Annotated in this window: 18 protein-coding genes; 7 read left to right on the top strand and 11 right to left on the bottom strand. The window is 67.5% G+C overall.

The features are described from left to right. Positions 1–43: 43 nt before the first annotated feature. From LW136_RS18155 to LW136_RS18115, 9 genes are all read right to left on the bottom strand, one after another. Complete coding sequence (locus LW136_RS18155) at positions 44–595, bottom strand: cytochrome b (protein ID WP_234173362.1); 552 nt, start codon at positions 593–595, stop codon at positions 44–46. Positions 596–716: 121 nt separating this feature from the next. Next, complete coding sequence (locus LW136_RS18150) at positions 717–2,138, bottom strand: ATP-binding protein (protein ID WP_234173361.1); 1,422 nt, start codon at positions 2,136–2,138, stop codon at positions 717–719. Continuing rightward, positions 2,132–2,791 carry a response regulator gene (locus tag LW136_RS18145; protein WP_014821503.1) on the bottom strand — a complete coding sequence of 220 codons (660 nt, stop codon included), beginning with the start codon at positions 2,789–2,791 and terminating at the stop codon, positions 2,132–2,134. Before LW136_RS18145 ends, LW136_RS18150 begins: the two co-directional genes overlap by 7 nt. 62 nt (positions 2,792–2,853) lie before the next feature. Beyond that, a complete protein-coding gene (locus tag LW136_RS18140; RefSeq protein ID WP_234173360.1) occupies positions 2,854–3,504 on the bottom strand; it encodes a tetratricopeptide repeat protein in 651 nt (216 codons plus the stop codon). Then, the gene (locus LW136_RS18135) at positions 3,501–4,337 is read right to left on the bottom strand and encodes an SDR family oxidoreductase (RefSeq protein WP_234173359.1); all 837 of its coding nucleotides are present in this window, start codon (positions 4,335–4,337) and stop codon (positions 3,501–3,503) included. Before LW136_RS18135 ends, LW136_RS18140 begins: the two co-directional genes overlap by 4 nt. Continuing rightward, positions 4,324–4,995 carry an iron-containing redox enzyme family protein gene (locus LW136_RS18130; protein ID WP_234173358.1) on the bottom strand — a complete coding sequence of 224 codons (672 nt, stop codon included), beginning with the start codon at positions 4,993–4,995 and terminating at the stop codon, positions 4,324–4,326. The genes LW136_RS18135 and LW136_RS18130 overlap by 14 nt, the downstream gene beginning before the upstream one ends. Before the next feature lie 15 nt (positions 4,996–5,010). Further along, on the bottom strand, positions 5,011–6,456 hold the full coding sequence (locus tag LW136_RS18125) for an AMP-binding protein (protein ID WP_234173357.1): 1,446 nt from the start codon (positions 6,454–6,456) through the stop codon (positions 5,011–5,013). After that, positions 6,440–7,129 (bottom strand): thermostable hemolysin, encoded by a 690-nt coding sequence (locus tag LW136_RS18120; RefSeq protein ID WP_023445713.1) that lies wholly within the window; start codon positions 7,127–7,129, stop codon positions 6,440–6,442. Before LW136_RS18120 ends, LW136_RS18125 begins: the two co-directional genes overlap by 17 nt. A gap of 121 nt (positions 7,130–7,250) precedes the next feature. Continuing rightward, positions 7,251–7,640: a YkvA family protein gene (locus LW136_RS18115; protein ID WP_234175280.1), complete on the bottom strand. Its 390-nt coding sequence runs from the start codon at positions 7,638–7,640 to the stop codon at positions 7,251–7,253. A gap of 77 nt (positions 7,641–7,717) precedes the next feature. Here LW136_RS18115 and LW136_RS18110 point away from each other — a divergent pair, with 77 nt between their 5' ends. Both LW136_RS18110 and LW136_RS18105 read left to right on the top strand, forming a co-directional pair. Then, on the top strand, positions 7,718–8,659 hold the full coding sequence (locus tag LW136_RS18110; protein ID WP_043222919.1) for an SdiA-regulated domain-containing protein: 942 nt from the start codon (positions 7,718–7,720) through the stop codon (positions 8,657–8,659). A 155-nt stretch (positions 8,660–8,814) separates the two neighbouring features. Further along, on the top strand, positions 8,815–9,228 hold the full coding sequence (locus tag LW136_RS18105; protein ID WP_234173356.1) for a hypothetical protein: 414 nt from the start codon (positions 8,815–8,817) through the stop codon (positions 9,226–9,228). 77 nt (positions 9,229–9,305) lie between these two features. On the opposite strand, the gene LW136_RS18100 is transcribed toward LW136_RS18105, so the two are convergent. Then, the gene (locus LW136_RS18100; RefSeq protein WP_376748555.1) at positions 9,306–9,968 is read right to left on the bottom strand and encodes a phosphatase PAP2 family protein; all 663 of its coding nucleotides are present in this window, start codon (positions 9,966–9,968) and stop codon (positions 9,306–9,308) included. Positions 9,969–10,085: 117 nt separating this feature from the next. After that, a complete protein-coding gene (locus LW136_RS18095) occupies positions 10,086–12,044 on the bottom strand; it encodes an LTA synthase family protein (protein ID WP_200293654.1) in 1,959 nt (652 codons plus the stop codon). A 108-nt stretch (positions 12,045–12,152) separates the two neighbouring features. On the opposite strand from LW136_RS18095, the gene LW136_RS18090 reads away from it, so the two are divergent. From LW136_RS18090 to LW136_RS18070, 5 genes are all read left to right on the top strand, one after another. Then, positions 12,153–12,836: a response regulator transcription factor gene (locus LW136_RS18090; protein ID WP_003302056.1), complete on the top strand. Its 684-nt coding sequence runs from the start codon at positions 12,153–12,155 to the stop codon at positions 12,834–12,836. Then, the gene (locus LW136_RS18085) at positions 12,826–14,091 is read left to right on the top strand and encodes a sensor histidine kinase (protein ID WP_234173355.1); all 1,266 of its coding nucleotides are present in this window, start codon (positions 12,826–12,828) and stop codon (positions 14,089–14,091) included. The genes LW136_RS18090 and LW136_RS18085 overlap by 11 nt, the downstream gene beginning before the upstream one ends. Before the next feature lie 81 nt (positions 14,092–14,172). Next, positions 14,173–14,850, top strand: a complete 678-nt coding sequence (locus tag LW136_RS18080) for a class I SAM-dependent methyltransferase (protein WP_003302059.1) — start codon at positions 14,173–14,175, stop codon at positions 14,848–14,850. Positions 14,851–14,852: 2 nt separating this feature from the next. Then, positions 14,853–15,572: a lipopolysaccharide kinase InaA family protein gene (locus LW136_RS18075; protein ID WP_044315173.1), complete on the top strand. Its 720-nt coding sequence runs from the start codon at positions 14,853–14,855 to the stop codon at positions 15,570–15,572. Continuing rightward, positions 15,562–15,990 (top strand): diacylglycerol kinase, encoded by a 429-nt coding sequence (locus LW136_RS18070; RefSeq protein WP_003302061.1) that lies wholly within the window; start codon positions 15,562–15,564, stop codon positions 15,988–15,990. The genes LW136_RS18075 and LW136_RS18070 overlap by 11 nt, the downstream gene beginning before the upstream one ends.

Below are 15,990 nucleotides of genomic sequence, written 5' to 3'. Positions count from 1 at the left end.
CCCGGTCGATGATGAGTCGACCGGGCGTTTTCGTGTCTGCGCCTCAGGCCTGGTGGCGCTGCGGCAGCATGCGCAACAGGGTGCCGTCGCGGCGCACGTATTGGTGGAACAAGGCCGCCGCCGCGTGCAGGCCGATCAGCCAGTAGCCGGCCACCGCCAGCGTTTCATGCAGCTCCTTGAACTCGCCGGCCAGCTCCTTGTTGGCGCCGATCAGCGCCGGCAGCTCAAGGCCGAAGAAGGGAATCGGCTTGTCCGCCGCGCTCAGGGTCAGCCAGCCGAGCAGTGGCAGGCCAATCATCAGTCCGTACAGCGCCAGGTGCATCAGCTTGGCCAGCGCGCGTTCCCAGCCGGCTCCGGCGACCGCTTTGGGTGCGGGATGCAGCCAGCGCGCAACCAAGCGCAGCCAGACCAGTGCAAACACCGTCAGGCCGAGCATGACATGCCAGTGTTTGAGCAGTTCGCGCGGTTCACTGCCCTTGGCGAAATTGCCCTTGAGTTCGATGGTGGCGTAGACGGCTGCGATCAACAGCAGCATCAGCCAGTGCAGGGCAATGCTCAGGCGACCGTAGCGTGCCAGAGGGTTCGATGCAGTCATTTCACACACTCCGAGTAGGGGAATGTCGGCAGTCTAGGGCGCCAGCCTTAAGCGAACCTTAGCGAATGCCCGTTGCGCCTGCGGCGGGCGGTCGCGGCAGCTCGCCGCAGGTCGGTCTGGGCTAGTGGTGTGGCTGGCGGGGCAGGTGCACGCCGACCTGCAGCCCGCCGAGCGGTGAGTCCGCCAGTTCGATGGTCGCGCCGTGCAGTTCGGCGATGCGTGCGACGATGGCCAAGCCGAGCCCCGCGCCCTGGCCGTCGCCCTGGCGGTAGAAGCGCTCGAACAGTTTGTCGCGCTGCGCTGCCGGCACGCCCGGACCGCTGTCATCCACGCGTAGGCTGACGCCGTTTTCCATGGTCTGGAGGCTGACCTGAATCTGCCCGCCATCGGGCGTGTACTGCAGGGCATTGCCGACCAGATTCTGCAGCAGCGTGGCGAGCGCGGCGGCATCGCCGGGAAGCCGGTGATCGGCCACGTCGTCAGCTTCCAGCGTCAGTTCCTGATCGCGCGCCAGGGCCAGCGGCGTCAGCTCGGCGAGGCATTCGCGGCACAGCGGCAGCAGGTCCAACTGCTGTGGATGCCGCGGCTGCGCATTGGGTTCCAGGCGAGCGAGCGTGAGCAGCTGGGTGACCACGCGGGTGGTGCGATCGACGCCGGTCAGCAGTTGCTGCAGGGCGGCTTCACGGTCATCCGGCTGCTCGGCCTGTTGCGCATTCTGCGCATGGATGCGCAGCACTGCCAGGGGCGTGCGCAGTTCATGGGCGGCGTCGGCGATGAAGCGTTTTTCACGATCGACCAGTTGATTGACCTGCTGCAGCAGGCGATTCAGCGAGGCGGCCACCGGCTCCAGCTCCTGCGGCAGCGGCGCCAGCAGCAGCGGCGCGAGGTTGTCCGGATCGCGACTCTTCAACAGCTGTGCCATGTGCGCCAGCGGGCGCAGACCCCAGCCCACCGCCAGCCAGATCAGCAGTGCCAGCAGCGGCAGGCCGATGAGGTCGGGCAGCAGGCTGCGCCGGGCGATCTTGCCGACCAGCTCGCCGCGTACGTCGCCGCGCTCGCTGAGCAGAATCCACAGATCGTCCTCGCGGTCGTGCAGCAGGAACAGCCGCCAGGTATGGCCGTCGAGCTGCACGTCGTGATAGCCGCCGCTCAGATGGCTGAAGGGTGAGGCGGAGTCGGCGCCGGCCAGCCGCTGCAAGGCGCCGTGCGGCGCGCCGGCTGACTGCAACAGGCTGCTGCCATCCGTTGCGTAGACCTGAAAGCCCAGCTTGGTTTCGTAGTCGTGCCCCGGCACGCCCTGATCGCGCCGCGCATTCACCGCGGCGTCCAGCGCCTGCTGCAGCGCATTGCGGGCCTGCGGATTCATGTCGCGCATCACCAGCCCCTGTACCAGTCGAGCACTGTGCGCCAGCTGGGCGTCGAACAGCTCCTCGATCTCGTGGCGGGCGTCGCGATAACTGCGCCAGGAAATCAGGCTCAGCGACAGCAGCAGGATGCCGAGCACCAGCACCAGGGTGCGGTTGCGGATAGAGCGCCTCAGCATTTGTCCACCAAATAGCCGACCCCACGTACGGTGCGGATCAGTTCGGGGAAGAATTTCTTGCGCAGGTGATGGATATGCACCTCCAGCGCGTTGCTCTCGACTTCCTCGTCCCAGCCGTAGAGCACCTGCTGCAGTCGATCGCGGGTCAGCACGCGACCGGGCTGGGCGATCAGCTCATGCAGCAGGACGAACTCCTTGCGCGGCAGGTTGATCGGGGTGCCCTGGTAGCTGACCTGCTGATTGACCGGGTCGAGCAGGATGCCGCGGTACTCCAGTACCGGCTCAGGGCGATTGAAGCTGCGCCGGAGCAGAGCGCGCAGGCGGGCCTTGAGTTCGGCGACGTCGAACGGCTTGACCAGGTAGTCGTCGGCGCCGGCATCCAGCCCGGCGATGCGGTCGCTGGTGGCATCGCGCGCGGTGAGTACCAGCACCGGGATCGGGTTGGCGCTGGCGCGCAGGCGCTTGAGCACTTCCAGACCGTCCATACGCGGCAGACCGAGGTCGAGGATGGCCAGCTCGAAGCTCTCGTGGCTCAGCGCATGCAGCGCGCTGGCGCCGTCCTGCAGCCAGTCCACCGTGTAGCCCTCGGGCTTGAGTGCGGTGCGGATGCCCTCGCCGAGGGCGCGATCGTCTTCCACCAGCAGAATGCGCATGTCGTTCCTGTCGTCCTGAAGGGTTCGCGGCATTGCTGTGCATTCAACGCCGCCGCAGCCGGTTATTCCAGCTTTTCCTTGACCTGCGCGAGCAGCGCGCGGGCTTCGTCGCGGCGACCGGCATCGGCGACTTCACGACCCGCACGGTCGGGCGCGGCAAGGGCCTTTTCCAGCGCCGCGCGCGCTTCCCCGTAGTGTTTCTGACGCAGCAGGAAATCACCGTGGAAGTAGTTCGGGTCGATGCCGTTCGGGTTCAGCGCCAGCGCCTGCTTGAACAGCGCCTCAGCCTTGTCCTCGTCACCGAAGCCGATCGGCCAGCCGGGCACCTGGTAGTAGAGGCTGGCGAGGCTGGTGTAGGCCGAGCCATCCAGCGCCTGTGGCTCAAGTTCGATGGCTTTCTCCAGTTCAGCTTTAGCTTGCTTGACCAGACCCAGCGCGCCGAGCCCGCCCTTGGCGCCGGCCCAGGTGCTGAGCACGATGCCGTGCCAGATGTGCAACTCGGCGGCCTGCGGTTCGCCGACCACCGCGCTTTCGGCTTCCGAAGCGAGCCGGGCGAAGGCCGCTTCGCGCTGTGCGGCGGGCAGCAGGTAGTTGATCTCCGCCCAGCGCGTCTGGATCTGCTGCAGCGACGATTCGCCGGCCGGGCTGAGGGCGAAGGAGGGGTGGCTGGCCAGGGCCAGCATCAGGGCGCAGAGGCCGAGCAGGCGCTTCATGGGTGTTCTCCGGTTGAGTTGGGCTGGGGTGTGGGTGGCTGCGGCTGTTCGGCGCCGGCGAAGCGCTTGATCACCGGCAACTGTTTGCGCAGGGCCTGGTCGACCAGCCGCGGCAGGAGCCCGTTGAGGCGCACGAAGAGTTTTTCCGGCCAGCCGAGGTAGAGCTCTTCGCGCTCGGCGGCGATGGCGTGGACGATCTGCCGCGCGACTTCTTGCGGATCGTCCATCTCCACCTGCAGCTCGTTGTTCATCGCCACCACATCGTCGCTGTTCATGGTCGTACGGGTGGCGCGCGGGGCGATGTAGAGCACCTTGACGTGACTGTCGGCCAGCTCGCGGCGCAGCGCCTCGGAAAAACCGCGCAGGGCGAACTTGCTCGCGCAGTAGGCGGCGAAACCCGGGTAGCCGATGGAGCCGAAGGTTGAACCGAGATTGACCAGCAGCGCCTGCGGTTGCTGGCGCAGCAGCGGCAGCAGCAGGTGGGTCAGCTGCAGCGTGGCGGTGACGTTGACGCCGATCAGGCGGGCGATGGCGTCCTCGTCCTGCTGTTCGAGCAGGCTGAACTGGTTGATCCCGGCGGCATTGATCACGCAGTTGAGGCCGCCGAAATGCCGCGCTGCATCGAGCACGGTATGCCGGCCACTGCGCTGGGTGAGGTCGGCGCAGACCAGGCTGACCTGCCCCGGATAGCGACGCGTCAGCGCTTCCAGGGCAAGACTGTCGCGTCCCACCAGTAACAGCCGTGCGCCGTTCGCGCAGAGCCGCTCGACCAGCACCTGGCCGATGCCGCCGCTGGCGCCGGTCAGCAGGATGCGCGCGTCACGCAGTTGCATGGTCGTGCTCCGGCGCGCTCAGGCTGCGGAAGATGTCGCCGTAGAGGCGGTAGACGACGCGCGCGGTGTGCACCACGGCGGCCTTGTCGTCCTCGTCGTCGAGGCGGTTCATCAGGCGCTTGAAGAATTCGATGTGTTCCAGGTCCAGGCTGCCATGCGAGGTCAGGTAGCTGAACGCCTTGGCCGGCAGCTGAAGTTTGTCCTGCAGCACGCCGGCGGCCTGGGTCGCCAGGGCGATGCTGGTGCCTTCGAGCACGTTGACCATGCCGAAGAAGCTCGCCGGGTTGTGTCGCGCGATGTGGTCGTAGACGTAAGCGACCATCAGTTCGGTGGGCAGCGCCGGCTGGCCGTGGCGCACCGCCTCGGCATCGCCGCCACAGGCGCGGATGTCGTTGAGGATCCATTCCTGATGGCCGATTTCTTCCTCGATGTATTCGGCGATCGCCTCGCGCAGCCACTCCAGCCGTTCCGGCAGGCGTGCGCCGCAAGCCATCAACAGCGGCACCGTGTGCTTGACGTGGTGGTAGGCCTGGGTCAGGAAGGCGATGTACTGCTCGTGGGTCGCGGTGCCGGCGAGCGCGGAGTGGATGATCGGCGCGCCAAGCAGGTATTCGCGCTCGGCATTGGTCTGGTGTTGCAACTGGTCGAAGAAATCCATGATGAACCTCGAAAGTCAGGACAGAAGGGCGTTGATCGCCGATTGGTAATGGTTGAAGAGGGCGTTGCGACGCAGCCGGCCGTTGGCGGTGGCCAGGCCGTTGCCGGCGGTGAAGGGCTCGGCGGCGCGCAGCCAGTGGTGCACGCGGGCGTAGTCCGGCAAGCCGGCGTTGACCCGCTCGACTGCCGCCCGCAGCTCGGCATCGCTGCAATCGCCGCGTCTGGGCACCAGCACGGCGGCGTTCTGTGCCAGTGCCTCGCCATGCAGCCAGGCCTGAGCGATGGCTGCCTGCTGCACCAGCTCGGCCTCCACCCATTCCGGGTTGACGTTGCGCCCGTAGGCGGTGACGAACTGGTGCTTCTTGCGCCCGTGCAGGATCAGGAAGCCATCCTCGAAGTGGCCGAGGTCGCCGGTCGGCAGCCACTCGCCGACCTGCGGCGGTTCGCCGAGGTAGCCGAGCATATGCGGGCCGCGCACCAGTACCTCGCCATCGTCGGCCAAGCGCAGTTCGACGTGCGCCAGCGGCCGGCCGACCGTGCCGATGCGCCGTGCCTCGGGTGTGTTCAGGCAGACCACCGAGGCGCACTCGGACAGGCCGTAGCCCTCGAACACCGGTAGGCCGAGCCGCTCGGCGCGCTCCAACAGCTGCGGCGCGACGCGGCCGCCACCGACCGCGATAAAGCGCAGCGAGGTCGGCATCGGCACGCCCTGCTCGGCGGCGCTGACCAGAGCCAGCAACAGCTGCGGCAGCAGGATCAGGCTGTGCGGCTGGCTTGTCTGCAGCGTGACCAGCAAACGTTGCAGCTCGAAGCCCGCCGCACCGCTGAAACCGATCTCCGCCAGCGGGCGCAGCTCGACCCGTGCGCCGGCCAGCAGCGGCGCATAGAGCCCGGCGATGTTCTCCAGCAGCGTCGCCAGCGGCAGCACGCACAGGTGCTGGCGCACGTCGCACGGCAGGCTGGCCTGCCGCAGGCTCTCGGCCACCGCGAGCTGTGCGCGTGCATCCAGGCACACGCCCTTGGGCTGGCCGGTGGTGCCGGAGGTATAGGTGATTTTCAGGGTGCCGGGCGGCACCGCGGTGACGGCGCCCGGCTGACGCAGGTACAGGCCGGGCTCCTGGGCGGTGAAGCTGCTGCGCTCGATCGGTGCCGGGGTCGCCCCGATCAGGCAATCGATGCCCGCGTGTTCCAGCACGTGCGCCTGCTGCGCCGGCGAGAAAAAGCCCGGCAGCGGTACGCAGACCAGCCCGGCGCGCAGCAGCGCGAGGTCCCACAGCGCCCATTCCAGGCCATTGTCCAGGGCCAGCGCGACGCGCGCGACGCCGAGCGCTTCGAGCCGGCTGGCACGGGCGGCGACCTCGTGGCGCAGTTCGGCATAGCTCAGCTGGCGCGTGCCCTCGCTCAGGGCAATACCGCTGTGCTGTTCAAGGGCCGTCCAGAAGCGTTCAGCTGCAGGCTGCATGGGGCACCTCGCTGGTATCGAACAGCGGCTGATAGCCAAGCCTGGCGTACACGCCGAGCTGCAGCAGATGCTGGTGGCCGGGCAGGATCTCGCCGGCCATCACCTGCGGGCGGCTGGCGTAGTAGCTGCCCCAGTCCGGCAGCTCGTCGCCCATTCGTGCCGGATCGGCCAGGCCCAGGGGCAGCGGCGTCAGCGCCAGACGCTGGAAGCTGTTGAGCAGCGCCGGAGTACCGGTGAACACCACCCAGCGAAAGCCCTGGGCGACCAGCAGGTCGGTCAGCGCGACGATCAACAGGCGTGCCGAGGCATTGCCGAAGGCGGCCAGGTTGCCGACCTCGACGATCTCCTCGCGGGGGATCGCCCGGCCGCTGCGCAGGCTGACGGCCTCTTCGATCGGTGCGTCCAGATAACGCTCGAGAAACAGCGGGCGGCGCCGCGCGCTGCGCAGGCCGACCGCGCCCTGCACGGTGCCGTCTTCGTCGTGCAGGCCAAGCAGGCAGGGCATGAAGTGCTTCACGTGCGCCCCGTAGTGCTCGGCGAAGCGCTGGTGGATGAAGGCTTCCAGCGCCATGCGGCGCTCGCCTTGATCGGGTTGGGCCAGTTGCAGGGTCATCGGCCGCTCGCGGCCGATGCGTGCCAGTACGTCAGTGTGATCAACCCAGGGGAGTTCCATTCGGGGAACCTCGGTTCAGGAATCTGGGCTGGAGTCTGCGGCGGCAAACTTAAGGCAGTCTTAAGCGGCGAGCGCTGTTCTGGCGGCGCTCGGCCGTTACGTTTTTTTCACAAGGTGCTGGTTATGGTCGGCCTTGCCCGAGCAGCCAGTAGCCGGCCAGCGCGGCGCCGAGCAGCCAGATCAGCACGACTGCCAAGGCACCGGCGCGACTGGTCGGGCGGGCCGCACGCCGTGCCTCCCAGGCCAGCGCCTGCTCTCGGCTTTCGGCCAGCACCTGCGGCGGCGTCAGGCGCAGTACCAGCCAGATGCCCAGCGGCAGAAGCAGCAGGTCGTCGAGGTAGCCGAGCAGCGGAATGAAGTCGGGGATCAGGTCGATCGGGCTCAGGGCGTAGGCGACGATGGCCAGGGTCAGCAGGCGCAGCCACCAGGGCAGCGCCGGGTGGCGGGCGCAGAACCAGAGCGCCATGACGTCGCGCTTGAGGGCACGGGCCCAGCCTTGCAGGCGGGCCATGAAACGGGACAGCACGGGCACTGGACGCTCCTTACCGAACAGAACTGGCGGCGCCAGGACGAGGAAGTACCACGATGATGCAGATCTCCCTTTACCCCGGGCAACGCCTGAAGCTGCGGTTCGGCCGGCGTCGGCTGTTCGGCCTGCTGGCGCTGCTGGTCGGCCTGGGCGTCGGTGTGGCGTTGCACTGGGACGAGCGGCTGTACTTCTACCTGACCCGGCAGATGAACGTCACCGATCAGGGCGTCGCCAATCGCTGGCTGCCCGCCTACCGGGTGCAGATCGACGCCAAGCCGATCGAGGGCATCGCACGCAACCTGTCGGCCATCACCTATGACACCGACCTTGACCGCCTGTTGGGCGTGGTCAACGGTGGGCCGACCGAAATCGTCGCGCTGAGCAAGACCGGCGAGCTGCTCGAGCGCTATCCGCTGCAGGGTTTTGGCGACATTGAAGGGCTCACCTACATGGGCGGCGGGCGCGTGGCGGTGTCCGACGAACGGGCCCAGCAGGTGAGCATCTTCCAGTTGCCGGCCGTGCCGCGCACCATCGACAGCGCCGAGGCCAGGTTCTTTTCCCTGGGCATCAACCTCAACGGCAACAAGGGTTTCGAAGGGGTGACCTACGATGCCGCGGGCGACCGCATGTTCATCGTCAAGGAGCGCGACCCGCGCCAGCTCTACGAGGTCGATGGCGTGGCGGCAAGCCTCGACGGGGGGCTGCAGCTGAAGGTGCGCGACCACAGCGACTGGATCACGGGCCAGGTGTTCGCCACCGACCTTTCGGACATCCACTTCGATGCCGCCACCGGCCACCTGATTCTGCTCAGCGACGAGTCGCATCTGGTGATGGAGCTCAGCGGCGACGGGCGGATGCTCAGCTACCGCAGCCTCAACGGCCTGTTCAGCGATCTGAAACGCTCGGCACCGCAGCCCGAAGGCGTGACGATCGACAATGACGGCACGCTATACGTAGTCAGCGAACCGAACCTGTTCTACAGCTTTCGCCGCGAGGGCTGAAGCCAGCGGCCTCGCCGCTGGTCGAGTGGCGGGCCGGCGCCCGCGGCTTCACGTTTCATTCACGCCGGTTTGACGGAACCCTGACGGCGCCCCGCGCAGACTGCTTCGGATGCCGCGCGCTGCCTGCGTGCGGTCGCCTCCTGCAGGGTGATTCGATGTTCATGCGCCGTTTGCCTGATTGCTCCTCGACCCGGTCTCGTGCGGGGCGGCCTGCCGCTGCGCCGCGGGCGCTGTTGTTCGCCGCACTGGTGCTGGCGGGCTGTCAGGGTGACCCCGCTCAGCCCGCCGGCGACGGCTATCCGCCGGCCTACCTCGAGGGCTATGGTGCCGGTTGCAGCAGCGGCCGCCAGGCCGCCGGCGCCATGGCCGCATTTCGCAAGGACGTGCCGCGCTACCTGAGCCAGCCGCTCTATGCGCAGGGCTGGGATGACGGCTATCGCCAGTGCGAGGCGCTGCCGCTGGGCAGCGGTGGCCTGCCGTCGCGGCGTGGCGATGCCTGGCAGCGCCAGCGTGACCGCGAGTGGCGTCATCAGGTCGACCAGGACCGGGCCGAGGCCTTCCATCGCTGAGCCAGCGGCCGAGGTCCAGACGAGAAAAAGGCGCAGGGGCAACCGCACCCTGCGCCTTTGTCGTTTCCGGCGGCTGACTAGAGCGCGGGCTCGACGGCGACGGCACCTTGCAGAGCCGGCGCCGGCCGATAGAGCACCAGGCGGTAGCAGGCCAGGCAGATCGTCCAGTCGAACAGCAGCGTCCACAGGTTGTGCGAGAGGAAGTGCGCGCCCTGCATGACCCGGCCCAGCGACATCACCGTGCCCAGGCCCAGTGCCAGCCCCAGCGCGTAGCGCGCCAGGCGCGGGCGGCGGTCGCGCAACACGAAGAACAGCGCCAGCAGCGAGAAGCCCGCCGAGGCGTGCCCGCCGGGCCAGCAGCGACCGGGCTTGAGCGTAGGTGCGCGTTCGGCCAGCAGCGGCGTGAAGGTCTCCTGGCCGCCAAAGTCGGTCAGGCTCCAGGGGCAATGCACGCCGGTCAGGGCCTTGAGCGGGGTGACGATGCTGGTCGACACGCCGAGTGCCAGCACCAGGTAACCCAGCGAGCGGCGCCAGCGCGCCAGGCGCGTCGGCAGCAGGCTGACCAGAAAGCCGGCGATGGCCAGCACGCCGATGACGATCACCGCCTGCTTGACGCGGTCGTGCAGGAAGTCCTCGAGCAGCCAGCTGTGTCGGCCGACGAAACCGACGCCCGGCTCGTAGAACAGCCGGGAGAAGGCGAAGTCGAGTTCGCTGGGGTCGCCGATCAGCAGTGCCAGCATCAGCGCGGCGGGCACGCCGAAACCAAGGACGAAATTGTACGGGCGGCTGCTTTCGCAGCGGTCGGGTAGGCGGGGCATCGGAACTCCAGAGGCGCCCTGGTCGGGCGCCGGGTCGGTCTAGCGTTGGCTGAGCTGATCGGCGTGCGGTGCTGGCGCCCGCCAGCTCAGCAGGCCCTGGCGGTAGTTGTAGCTCGCGCCCTGGTAGTAGGCGATGTCGCGCTGCACCAGCGGGTCGCTCAGCGGTGCCTCGGATTCGCGGCTCGAGCGCAGCGCCTCGTCATGCCGACGTACCTGCAGGCGCGGGCTGAGGATCGCCAGGTCGCGGCCGTCGAACAGGCCCAGGTGCTGGTAGTTGCCGATCAGTGCGCGTCCCGGCGCGGCATCCTCGCGCAACAGGTTGCGGCCGAAGAAGGTCGACACGTAATCCATGTTCAGCAGGCCGAGCAGAGTCGGGGCCAGGTCGATCTGGCTGGCCAGCCCGGTGAACTCGCGCGGCTCGATCAGGCCCGGCGCGTAGACGAACAGCGGAATGTGGTAGTTGGCCACCGGCAGGTCCTGCGAGCCGGCGCTGCCGGCGGTATGGTCGGCGACGAAGACGAACAGCGTGTCCTTGAACCAGGGCTTGCGCCGCGCCTTGTCGAGGAACTGGCCGATGGCGTAGTCGGTGTACTTCACCGCACCTTCGCGGCCCTCGCCGGAGGGGATGTCGATGCGGCCGTCCGGGTAGGTGTAGGGGCGGTGGTTGGAGGTGGTCAGCAGCTGCAGCAGGAACGGCTTGCCGGCGGCGTGGTCGGCATCGGCCTCGCGCATGGCCAGGGCATAGAGGTCCTCGTCGGCCATGCCCCAGGCATTCTTGAAGTGGATGTCCGCTTCGTCGGCGCTGCTCTGGTCGACCACGCGGTAGCCGTTGCCGCCGAAGAAGGCGCTCATGTTGTCGAAATAGCCGCGCCCACCGTAGAGGAACACGCTGTCGTAACCCTGGGCGCCGAGTTGCTGGCCGAGGCTGGCGAAGCCGCTCTCGCGACCGATGCGCTTGACGATCGAGCGCCCCGGAGTCGGCGGCACGGACAGGGTGATCGCCTCCAGGCCACGGGTGGTGCGCGTGCCGGTGGCGTAGAAGTTGGTGAAGGTCAGGCTGTGCTTGCGCAGCTCGTCGAGGTTGGGGGTCAGCCCGCGCGCGTCGCCGAAGCTGCCCAGGTACTTGGCGCTGAGGCTCTCGATGGTCACCAGCACGACGTTCAGATGACGCGGCTGGCCGGGGTTGTCGATCGCCCGGCGGATGTCCAGCGGGTCTTTGCCGAGGAAGCGCGCATTCGGCTCGGCGACTTCCCGGCGCAGGCGGCTGCCGATCTCGGCGTCGGGCAGCGTGGCGTAGAACTGCGGATAGTCCAGCTCGTTGTTGCGAAAGGCGGCGAAGAACTGGAACGGGCCGTTGCTCGCCAGCTCGCGCTGGTAGGCGTTGCCGCCGCTGCCGCGCGGAAAGTCCTGGCCAACCACCAGTGCCGCGGCCAGTGCCAGGCCCGCTACGCCGGCCAGCGTCGCCAGGCTCCCGCGCCAGGGCAGGCTCGGCGCGGCAAGGGCGCGGCTGAGCGGCCGCTGCAGGGCCAGGCCGAGTGCCAGGGCCAGAGCGGCGAGCAGGCCGAGCAGGGTGAAGAGCGGGTAGGACTCCATGATGTTGTGGATGACCTCGTCGGAGTAGACCAGGTAATCCACTGCGATGAAGTTGAAGCGCACGCCGAACTCGTCCCAGAACAGCCACTCGGCCACCGCGGTGAACAGCATCGCGTAGAGGCTCAGCACCAGCAGCAGGCGCAGGCCGAAGCGGTGCCAGCGGCTGGCCCAGATCTTTCGCGGGCAGAGCGCGAGATACAGCGCCAGCGGCACGGCGGCAAAGGCCAGGTAGGCCAGGTCGTAGATCGCGCCTTCGGCATAGATGCGCAGGATGTCGAGCGGGCCGGCGGTCGCCTCCTGCCAGTGCGCGACGAGCAACGCCGAGCGAGTCAGCACGAAGGTGCCGAGCCAGAGGCCCAGAAGCAGGGCGAGATAACGAAGCTGAGCATGTCGGGGAAAAGGCATCGTATGATCCACGGCTAAGGACGAACGCGGCGAAGTCTGCGCACCCGCCTGTGAGCCCTTCGTAAAGAAGGCGTGAAAATTCCGTCATTTGCCTGCTAGCGAACCGATATGCGCATTCTCGTCATCGAAGACAACCGTGACATCCTCGCCAACGTGCTCGACTACCTGGAGCTCAAGGGCTACGTGGTCGACTGCGCGCAGGACGGCCTCAGCGGCCTGCACCTGGCCGCCACTCAGGACTACGACCTGATCGTGCTGGACCTGATGCTGCCGGGCATCGACGGACTGCAGGTGTGCAAACGCCTGCGTGACGATGCCGGGCGTGATACGCCGATCATCATGCTCACCGCCCGCGATGCCCTGCCTGACCGCATCAAGGGGCTGCAGGCCGGTGCCGACGACTATCTGATCAAGCCCTTCGCGCTGTCCGAGCTGGTTGCCCGTATCGAGGCGATCCTGCGTCGCTGCCAGGGATCGCGTCGCCGGCAGCTGCAGGTGGCCGATCTCTGCTACGACCTGGACACCCTAGAGGCCAGTCGTGGTGGCCAGCCGATTCGCCTCAACCCTATCGGCCACAAGCTGCTGGCGATCCTCATGCAGCGCAGCCCGGCGGTGGTGCGCCGCGAAGCGCTGGAAGATGCCGTCTGGGGTGATCACGTGCCGGACAGCGATGCGTTGCGCAGCCATATCCACCAGTTGCGCCAGGTGCTCGACAAGCCGTTCGCCAAGCCGTTGCTGCATACCGTGCACGGCCTTGGCTTCCGCCTGGCGGAGGACTGCGATGCTCGCTAAGCAGCCGCTGGCGCGGCGGATCGTCATCGCCTTCACGCTGATGACGCTGGTGGTGAGTGGGGCGTTCGCCCTCGGCATCGTCGGGGTGGTGCACTTCATCGAGGAGCAGCTGGTCACCGAGGAGCTGAGTCGCGACCTGGACATCGTGCTCAACGAGGACCTGCCAAACGGACGGACACCGCAGCTGGACACCAGCACCCACTTCTTCGCCGCGCATCTGCCCGAGCACCCGATGCCAAAGGCGTTTGCCGGGCTCGGCGAGGGGTTCACCGAGGACGATGCCTACTACGTCTATGTGCGCAAGGTCGGCGCTGAGCGCTACGTGCTGGTGCAGGAGCAGCACGAGTTCGAGGCCCGTGAGGATGCGCTGTTCAACGTCGTGCTGGCCGGCTTTCTGCTCAGCGTGTTGGGTGCCTGGGCGCTGGGGCGGCTGATGGCCAACCGGGTATTGGCACCGGTCAGCCGCCTGGCCAACCAGGTGCGCCACCGCGACCAGCTGCATCCGCTGGCGCCGCCGCTGGCACTGCAGTATCCCGATGACGAGGTCGGCCATCTGGCCGCTGCGTTCGACAGCACCCTCGGCCAGCTGCGCCAGATCCTGGAGCGTGAGCGGCTGTTCACCGCCGATGTCAGCCATGAACTGCGCACGCCGCTGATGGTGGTGCTCGGCGCCTGCGAGCTGCTCGAGCAGCGGGCCGAGCTGTCGCCAGCCGCGCAGCGACCGCTGGCGCGCATCCAGCGCGCCGCGCAGGAAATGCATGAGCTGGTGGAAACCTTCCTGATGCTGGCGCGGGCGCGTCCGCAACAGACGTCCTTGGCCGGCGACGCCAGCTTGCGGAGCGTGGCGACCGAGCAGAGCGAGCGCTGGGCACCGTTGCTGGCGGAGAAGGGCCTGGCCTTCGAGCTGCTGGAGGAGGGCGAGGACCGCGGCGTCTACAACCACACCCTGCTCGGCACGGTGATGTCCAACCTGCTGCGCAACGCACTGCATTACACCGACCGCGGCACGGTGCGGCTGGTCCTCGACGAAGGTGGCTTTCGCGTCGAGGACAGCGGCGTGGGCATTCCCCTGGCGGAGCAGGAGCGCATGTTTCAGCCGTTCGTGCGGGGTGCCGAGGGGCGCGGCGAAGGGCTGGGGCTGGGGTTGTCGCTGGTCAAGCGGATCTGCGCGCACCAGGGCTGGCAGGTAGGTGTGGTGCCGCGGCAACCGCAGGGCAGCTGTTTTCAGGTGCGCTTTCATGACGGCGCGGTTTGACGTTTTTTTCACATCCCGTTGACGTGCCCTTGATGTCTGCCTGGTTAGTTTGGCGTTCCGTTTCCAACCGGAATGCCCGCCATGACCACATCGAGCCCTATCGAACTGGAGTTCTCGCGCAAGTACGACCGCCAGCACGCCTACGAATACCTGCACAAGCATCAGGATGGCCCGGCCCGGCGGCTGTCGCACTGGCGTGACGAGCAGATGGCGCGCCGCGCACTGAAGATCGCCGGCGATCCTGATCTGGTGCTGGACCTGCCGTGCGGCGCCGGGCGCTTCTGGCCGCTGCTGGCCGAGCACCCAAGCCGGATGATCTTTGCCGCCGACAACTCCGCCGACATGCTGGCGATCGCCGAATCGGCGCATTCGCTGGAAGTGCTCAAGCGGGTCGAGACCTTTCAGACCTCCGCCTTCGCCATCGACATGGGTGACAACGCGGTAGACAACATCTTCTGCATGCGCCTACTGCACCACATCGCCGACCCGGAGCACCGGCTGGCGATGCTGCGTGAGTTCCACCGCGTCACCCGTGACACGCTGATCGTCTCGCTGTGGGTCGATGGCAACTACAAGGCCTGGAAGCGCAAGCGCCTGGAGCGCCGCCGGCCGGCGAAGGACAACCAGAACCGCTTCGTCGTCGCCCGTTCGGTGATCGAGGCGGAGTTCGCCGAGGCCGGCTTCGACATCCTCGACCGTAATGACTTCCTCCCGGGCTACGCCATGTGGCGGGTCTACGTGCTGCGCAAGCGGGGTTGAACATGAGCCGACCACTCGTACTGCCGGCCCGCGAAGCGCGTACCAGCACCTTCCAGCGCTGGTGGAACACCCAGGGCGAATGGGTCGAGGAGCCCAATCAGCGGCGCGCCGGCGAAAGCGGCGTGCAACGGATACGGCTACGCGATCCGCAGCAGCCGCTGCTGTACTGCAAACGGCAGATTGGCCACCTGTATCGCTCGCTGCTGCACCCGTTCGGCCGGCCCACGGTGCTGCGCGAATTGCAGGCGCTGCAAGCATTCGCCCGGCTCGGCGTGCAGGTGCCGGAACTGGTCTACTTCGGCACGCGACAACAGGCCGGCCAGTGGCAGGCGCTGCTGGTGACGGCGGAGCTGGAAGGCTTCGTCAGCCTGGAGGACTGGTATCAACAGGACTTGGGGGGGCGCTTCGGCCCGACGGTACAGGAGCGCATGCTAGCGGCGGTCGGGATCACCCTGGCGCGCATTCATCAGGCACGCTGGCAGCATGGCTGCTGCTACCCCAAGCACATCTTCATCAGGGTTCAGGGTGAAGGTGACGCGGCCAGCGTCGAAGTCGCGCTGCTCGATCTGGAAAAGAGTCGTCGCCGTTTGCGGCGCAGCGCCGCGGCACGGCATGACCTGCGCCAGCTCAAGCGTCATCGCCAGGCCATGCCGGAACAGGACTGGCAACGATTGCTGGCCGCCCACCGCACCTTCAGCGAGTTGCGCTGCGATGTCATCTGAGCCGACCTGCGCGGCTACCGATACCGTGGCCAGCGTCGACGTGCCGGCCGACGGTGCGGCGCTGAAGGGGCGCAGCGGACTGGCGCGCATCTGGTACGCGTCCGGCTATTCGGCTGCAGGTCTCAAGGCCGCTTATAGAGGCGAAGCGGCGTTTCGCCAGCTGGTGCTGCTGAATCTGCTGCTGATTCCCTTGGCGTTTCTGTTCGACGTCAGCCGCGTCGAGCGCGCCGTGCTGATTGCCGTGGTGTTTCTCGGCCTGATCGTCGAACTGCTCAACTCGGCCATCGAGGCGACGGTCGACCGCATCTCTTTCGAACTGCATCCGCTCGCCAAACAGGCCAAGGACATGGGAAGCGCCGCGCAATTGCTGGCGCTGTGCCTGATCGGTCTGGTCTGGGCGGTGATCCTCATCCCCTGA

The sequence above is a fragment of the Stutzerimonas kunmingensis genome (assembly GCF_021432085.1).
GTDB lineage: Bacteria > Pseudomonadota > Gammaproteobacteria > Pseudomonadales > Pseudomonadaceae > Stutzerimonas.
The sequence above is the reverse complement of the archived record's forward strand: the minus strand, read 5'-3'. Positions and strand labels throughout refer to the sequence as shown.

Bases quoted from the DNA above. Each gene is read 5' to 3' on its own strand.
- LW136_RS18155 (WP_234173362.1), bottom strand. From the start codon at position 595: ATGACTGCATCGAACCCTCTGGCACGCTACGGTCGCCTGAGCATTGCC.
- LW136_RS18150 (WP_234173361.1), bottom strand. From the start codon at position 2,138: ATGCTGAGGCGCTCTATCCGCAACCGCACCCTGGTGCTGGTGCTCGGC.
- LW136_RS18145 (WP_014821503.1), bottom strand. From the start codon at position 2,791: ATGCGCATTCTGCTGGTGGAAGACGATCGCGCCCTCGGCGAGGGCATC.
- LW136_RS18140 (WP_234173360.1), bottom strand. From the start codon at position 3,504: ATGAAGCGCCTGCTCGGCCTCTGCGCCCTGATGCTGGCCCTGGCCAGC.
- LW136_RS18135 (WP_234173359.1), bottom strand. From the start codon at position 4,337: ATGCAACTGCGTGACGCGCGCATCCTGCTGACCGGCGCCAGCGGCGGC.
- LW136_RS18130 (WP_234173358.1), bottom strand. From the start codon at position 4,995: ATGGATTTCTTCGACCAGTTGCAACACCAGACCAATGCCGAGCGCGAA.
- LW136_RS18125 (WP_234173357.1), bottom strand. From the start codon at position 6,456: ATGCAGCCTGCAGCTGAACGCTTCTGGACGGCCCTTGAACAGCACAGC.
- LW136_RS18120 (WP_023445713.1), bottom strand. From the start codon at position 7,129: ATGGAACTCCCCTGGGTTGATCACACTGACGTACTGGCACGCATCGGC.
- LW136_RS18115 (WP_234175280.1), bottom strand. From the start codon at position 7,640: ATGGCCCGCCTGCAAGGCTGGGCCCGTGCCCTCAAGCGCGACGTCATG.
- LW136_RS18110 (WP_043222919.1), top strand. From the start codon at position 7,718: ATGCAGATCTCCCTTTACCCCGGGCAACGCCTGAAGCTGCGGTTCGGC.
- LW136_RS18105 (WP_234173356.1), top strand. From the start codon at position 8,815: ATGTTCATGCGCCGTTTGCCTGATTGCTCCTCGACCCGGTCTCGTGCG.
- LW136_RS18100 (WP_376748555.1), bottom strand. From the start codon at position 9,968: ATGCTGGCACTGCTGATCGGCGACCCCAGCGAACTCGACTTCGCCTTC.
- LW136_RS18095 (WP_200293654.1), bottom strand. From the start codon at position 12,044: ATGCCTTTTCCCCGACATGCTCAGCTTCGTTATCTCGCCCTGCTTCTG.
- LW136_RS18090 (WP_003302056.1), top strand. From the start codon at position 12,153: ATGCGCATTCTCGTCATCGAAGACAACCGTGACATCCTCGCCAACGTG.
- LW136_RS18085 (WP_234173355.1), top strand. From the start codon at position 12,826: ATGCTCGCTAAGCAGCCGCTGGCGCGGCGGATCGTCATCGCCTTCACG.
- LW136_RS18080 (WP_003302059.1), top strand. From the start codon at position 14,173: ATGACCACATCGAGCCCTATCGAACTGGAGTTCTCGCGCAAGTACGAC.
- LW136_RS18075 (WP_044315173.1), top strand. From the start codon at position 14,853: ATGAGCCGACCACTCGTACTGCCGGCCCGCGAAGCGCGTACCAGCACC.
- LW136_RS18070 (WP_003302061.1), top strand. From the start codon at position 15,562: ATGTCATCTGAGCCGACCTGCGCGGCTACCGATACCGTGGCCAGCGTC.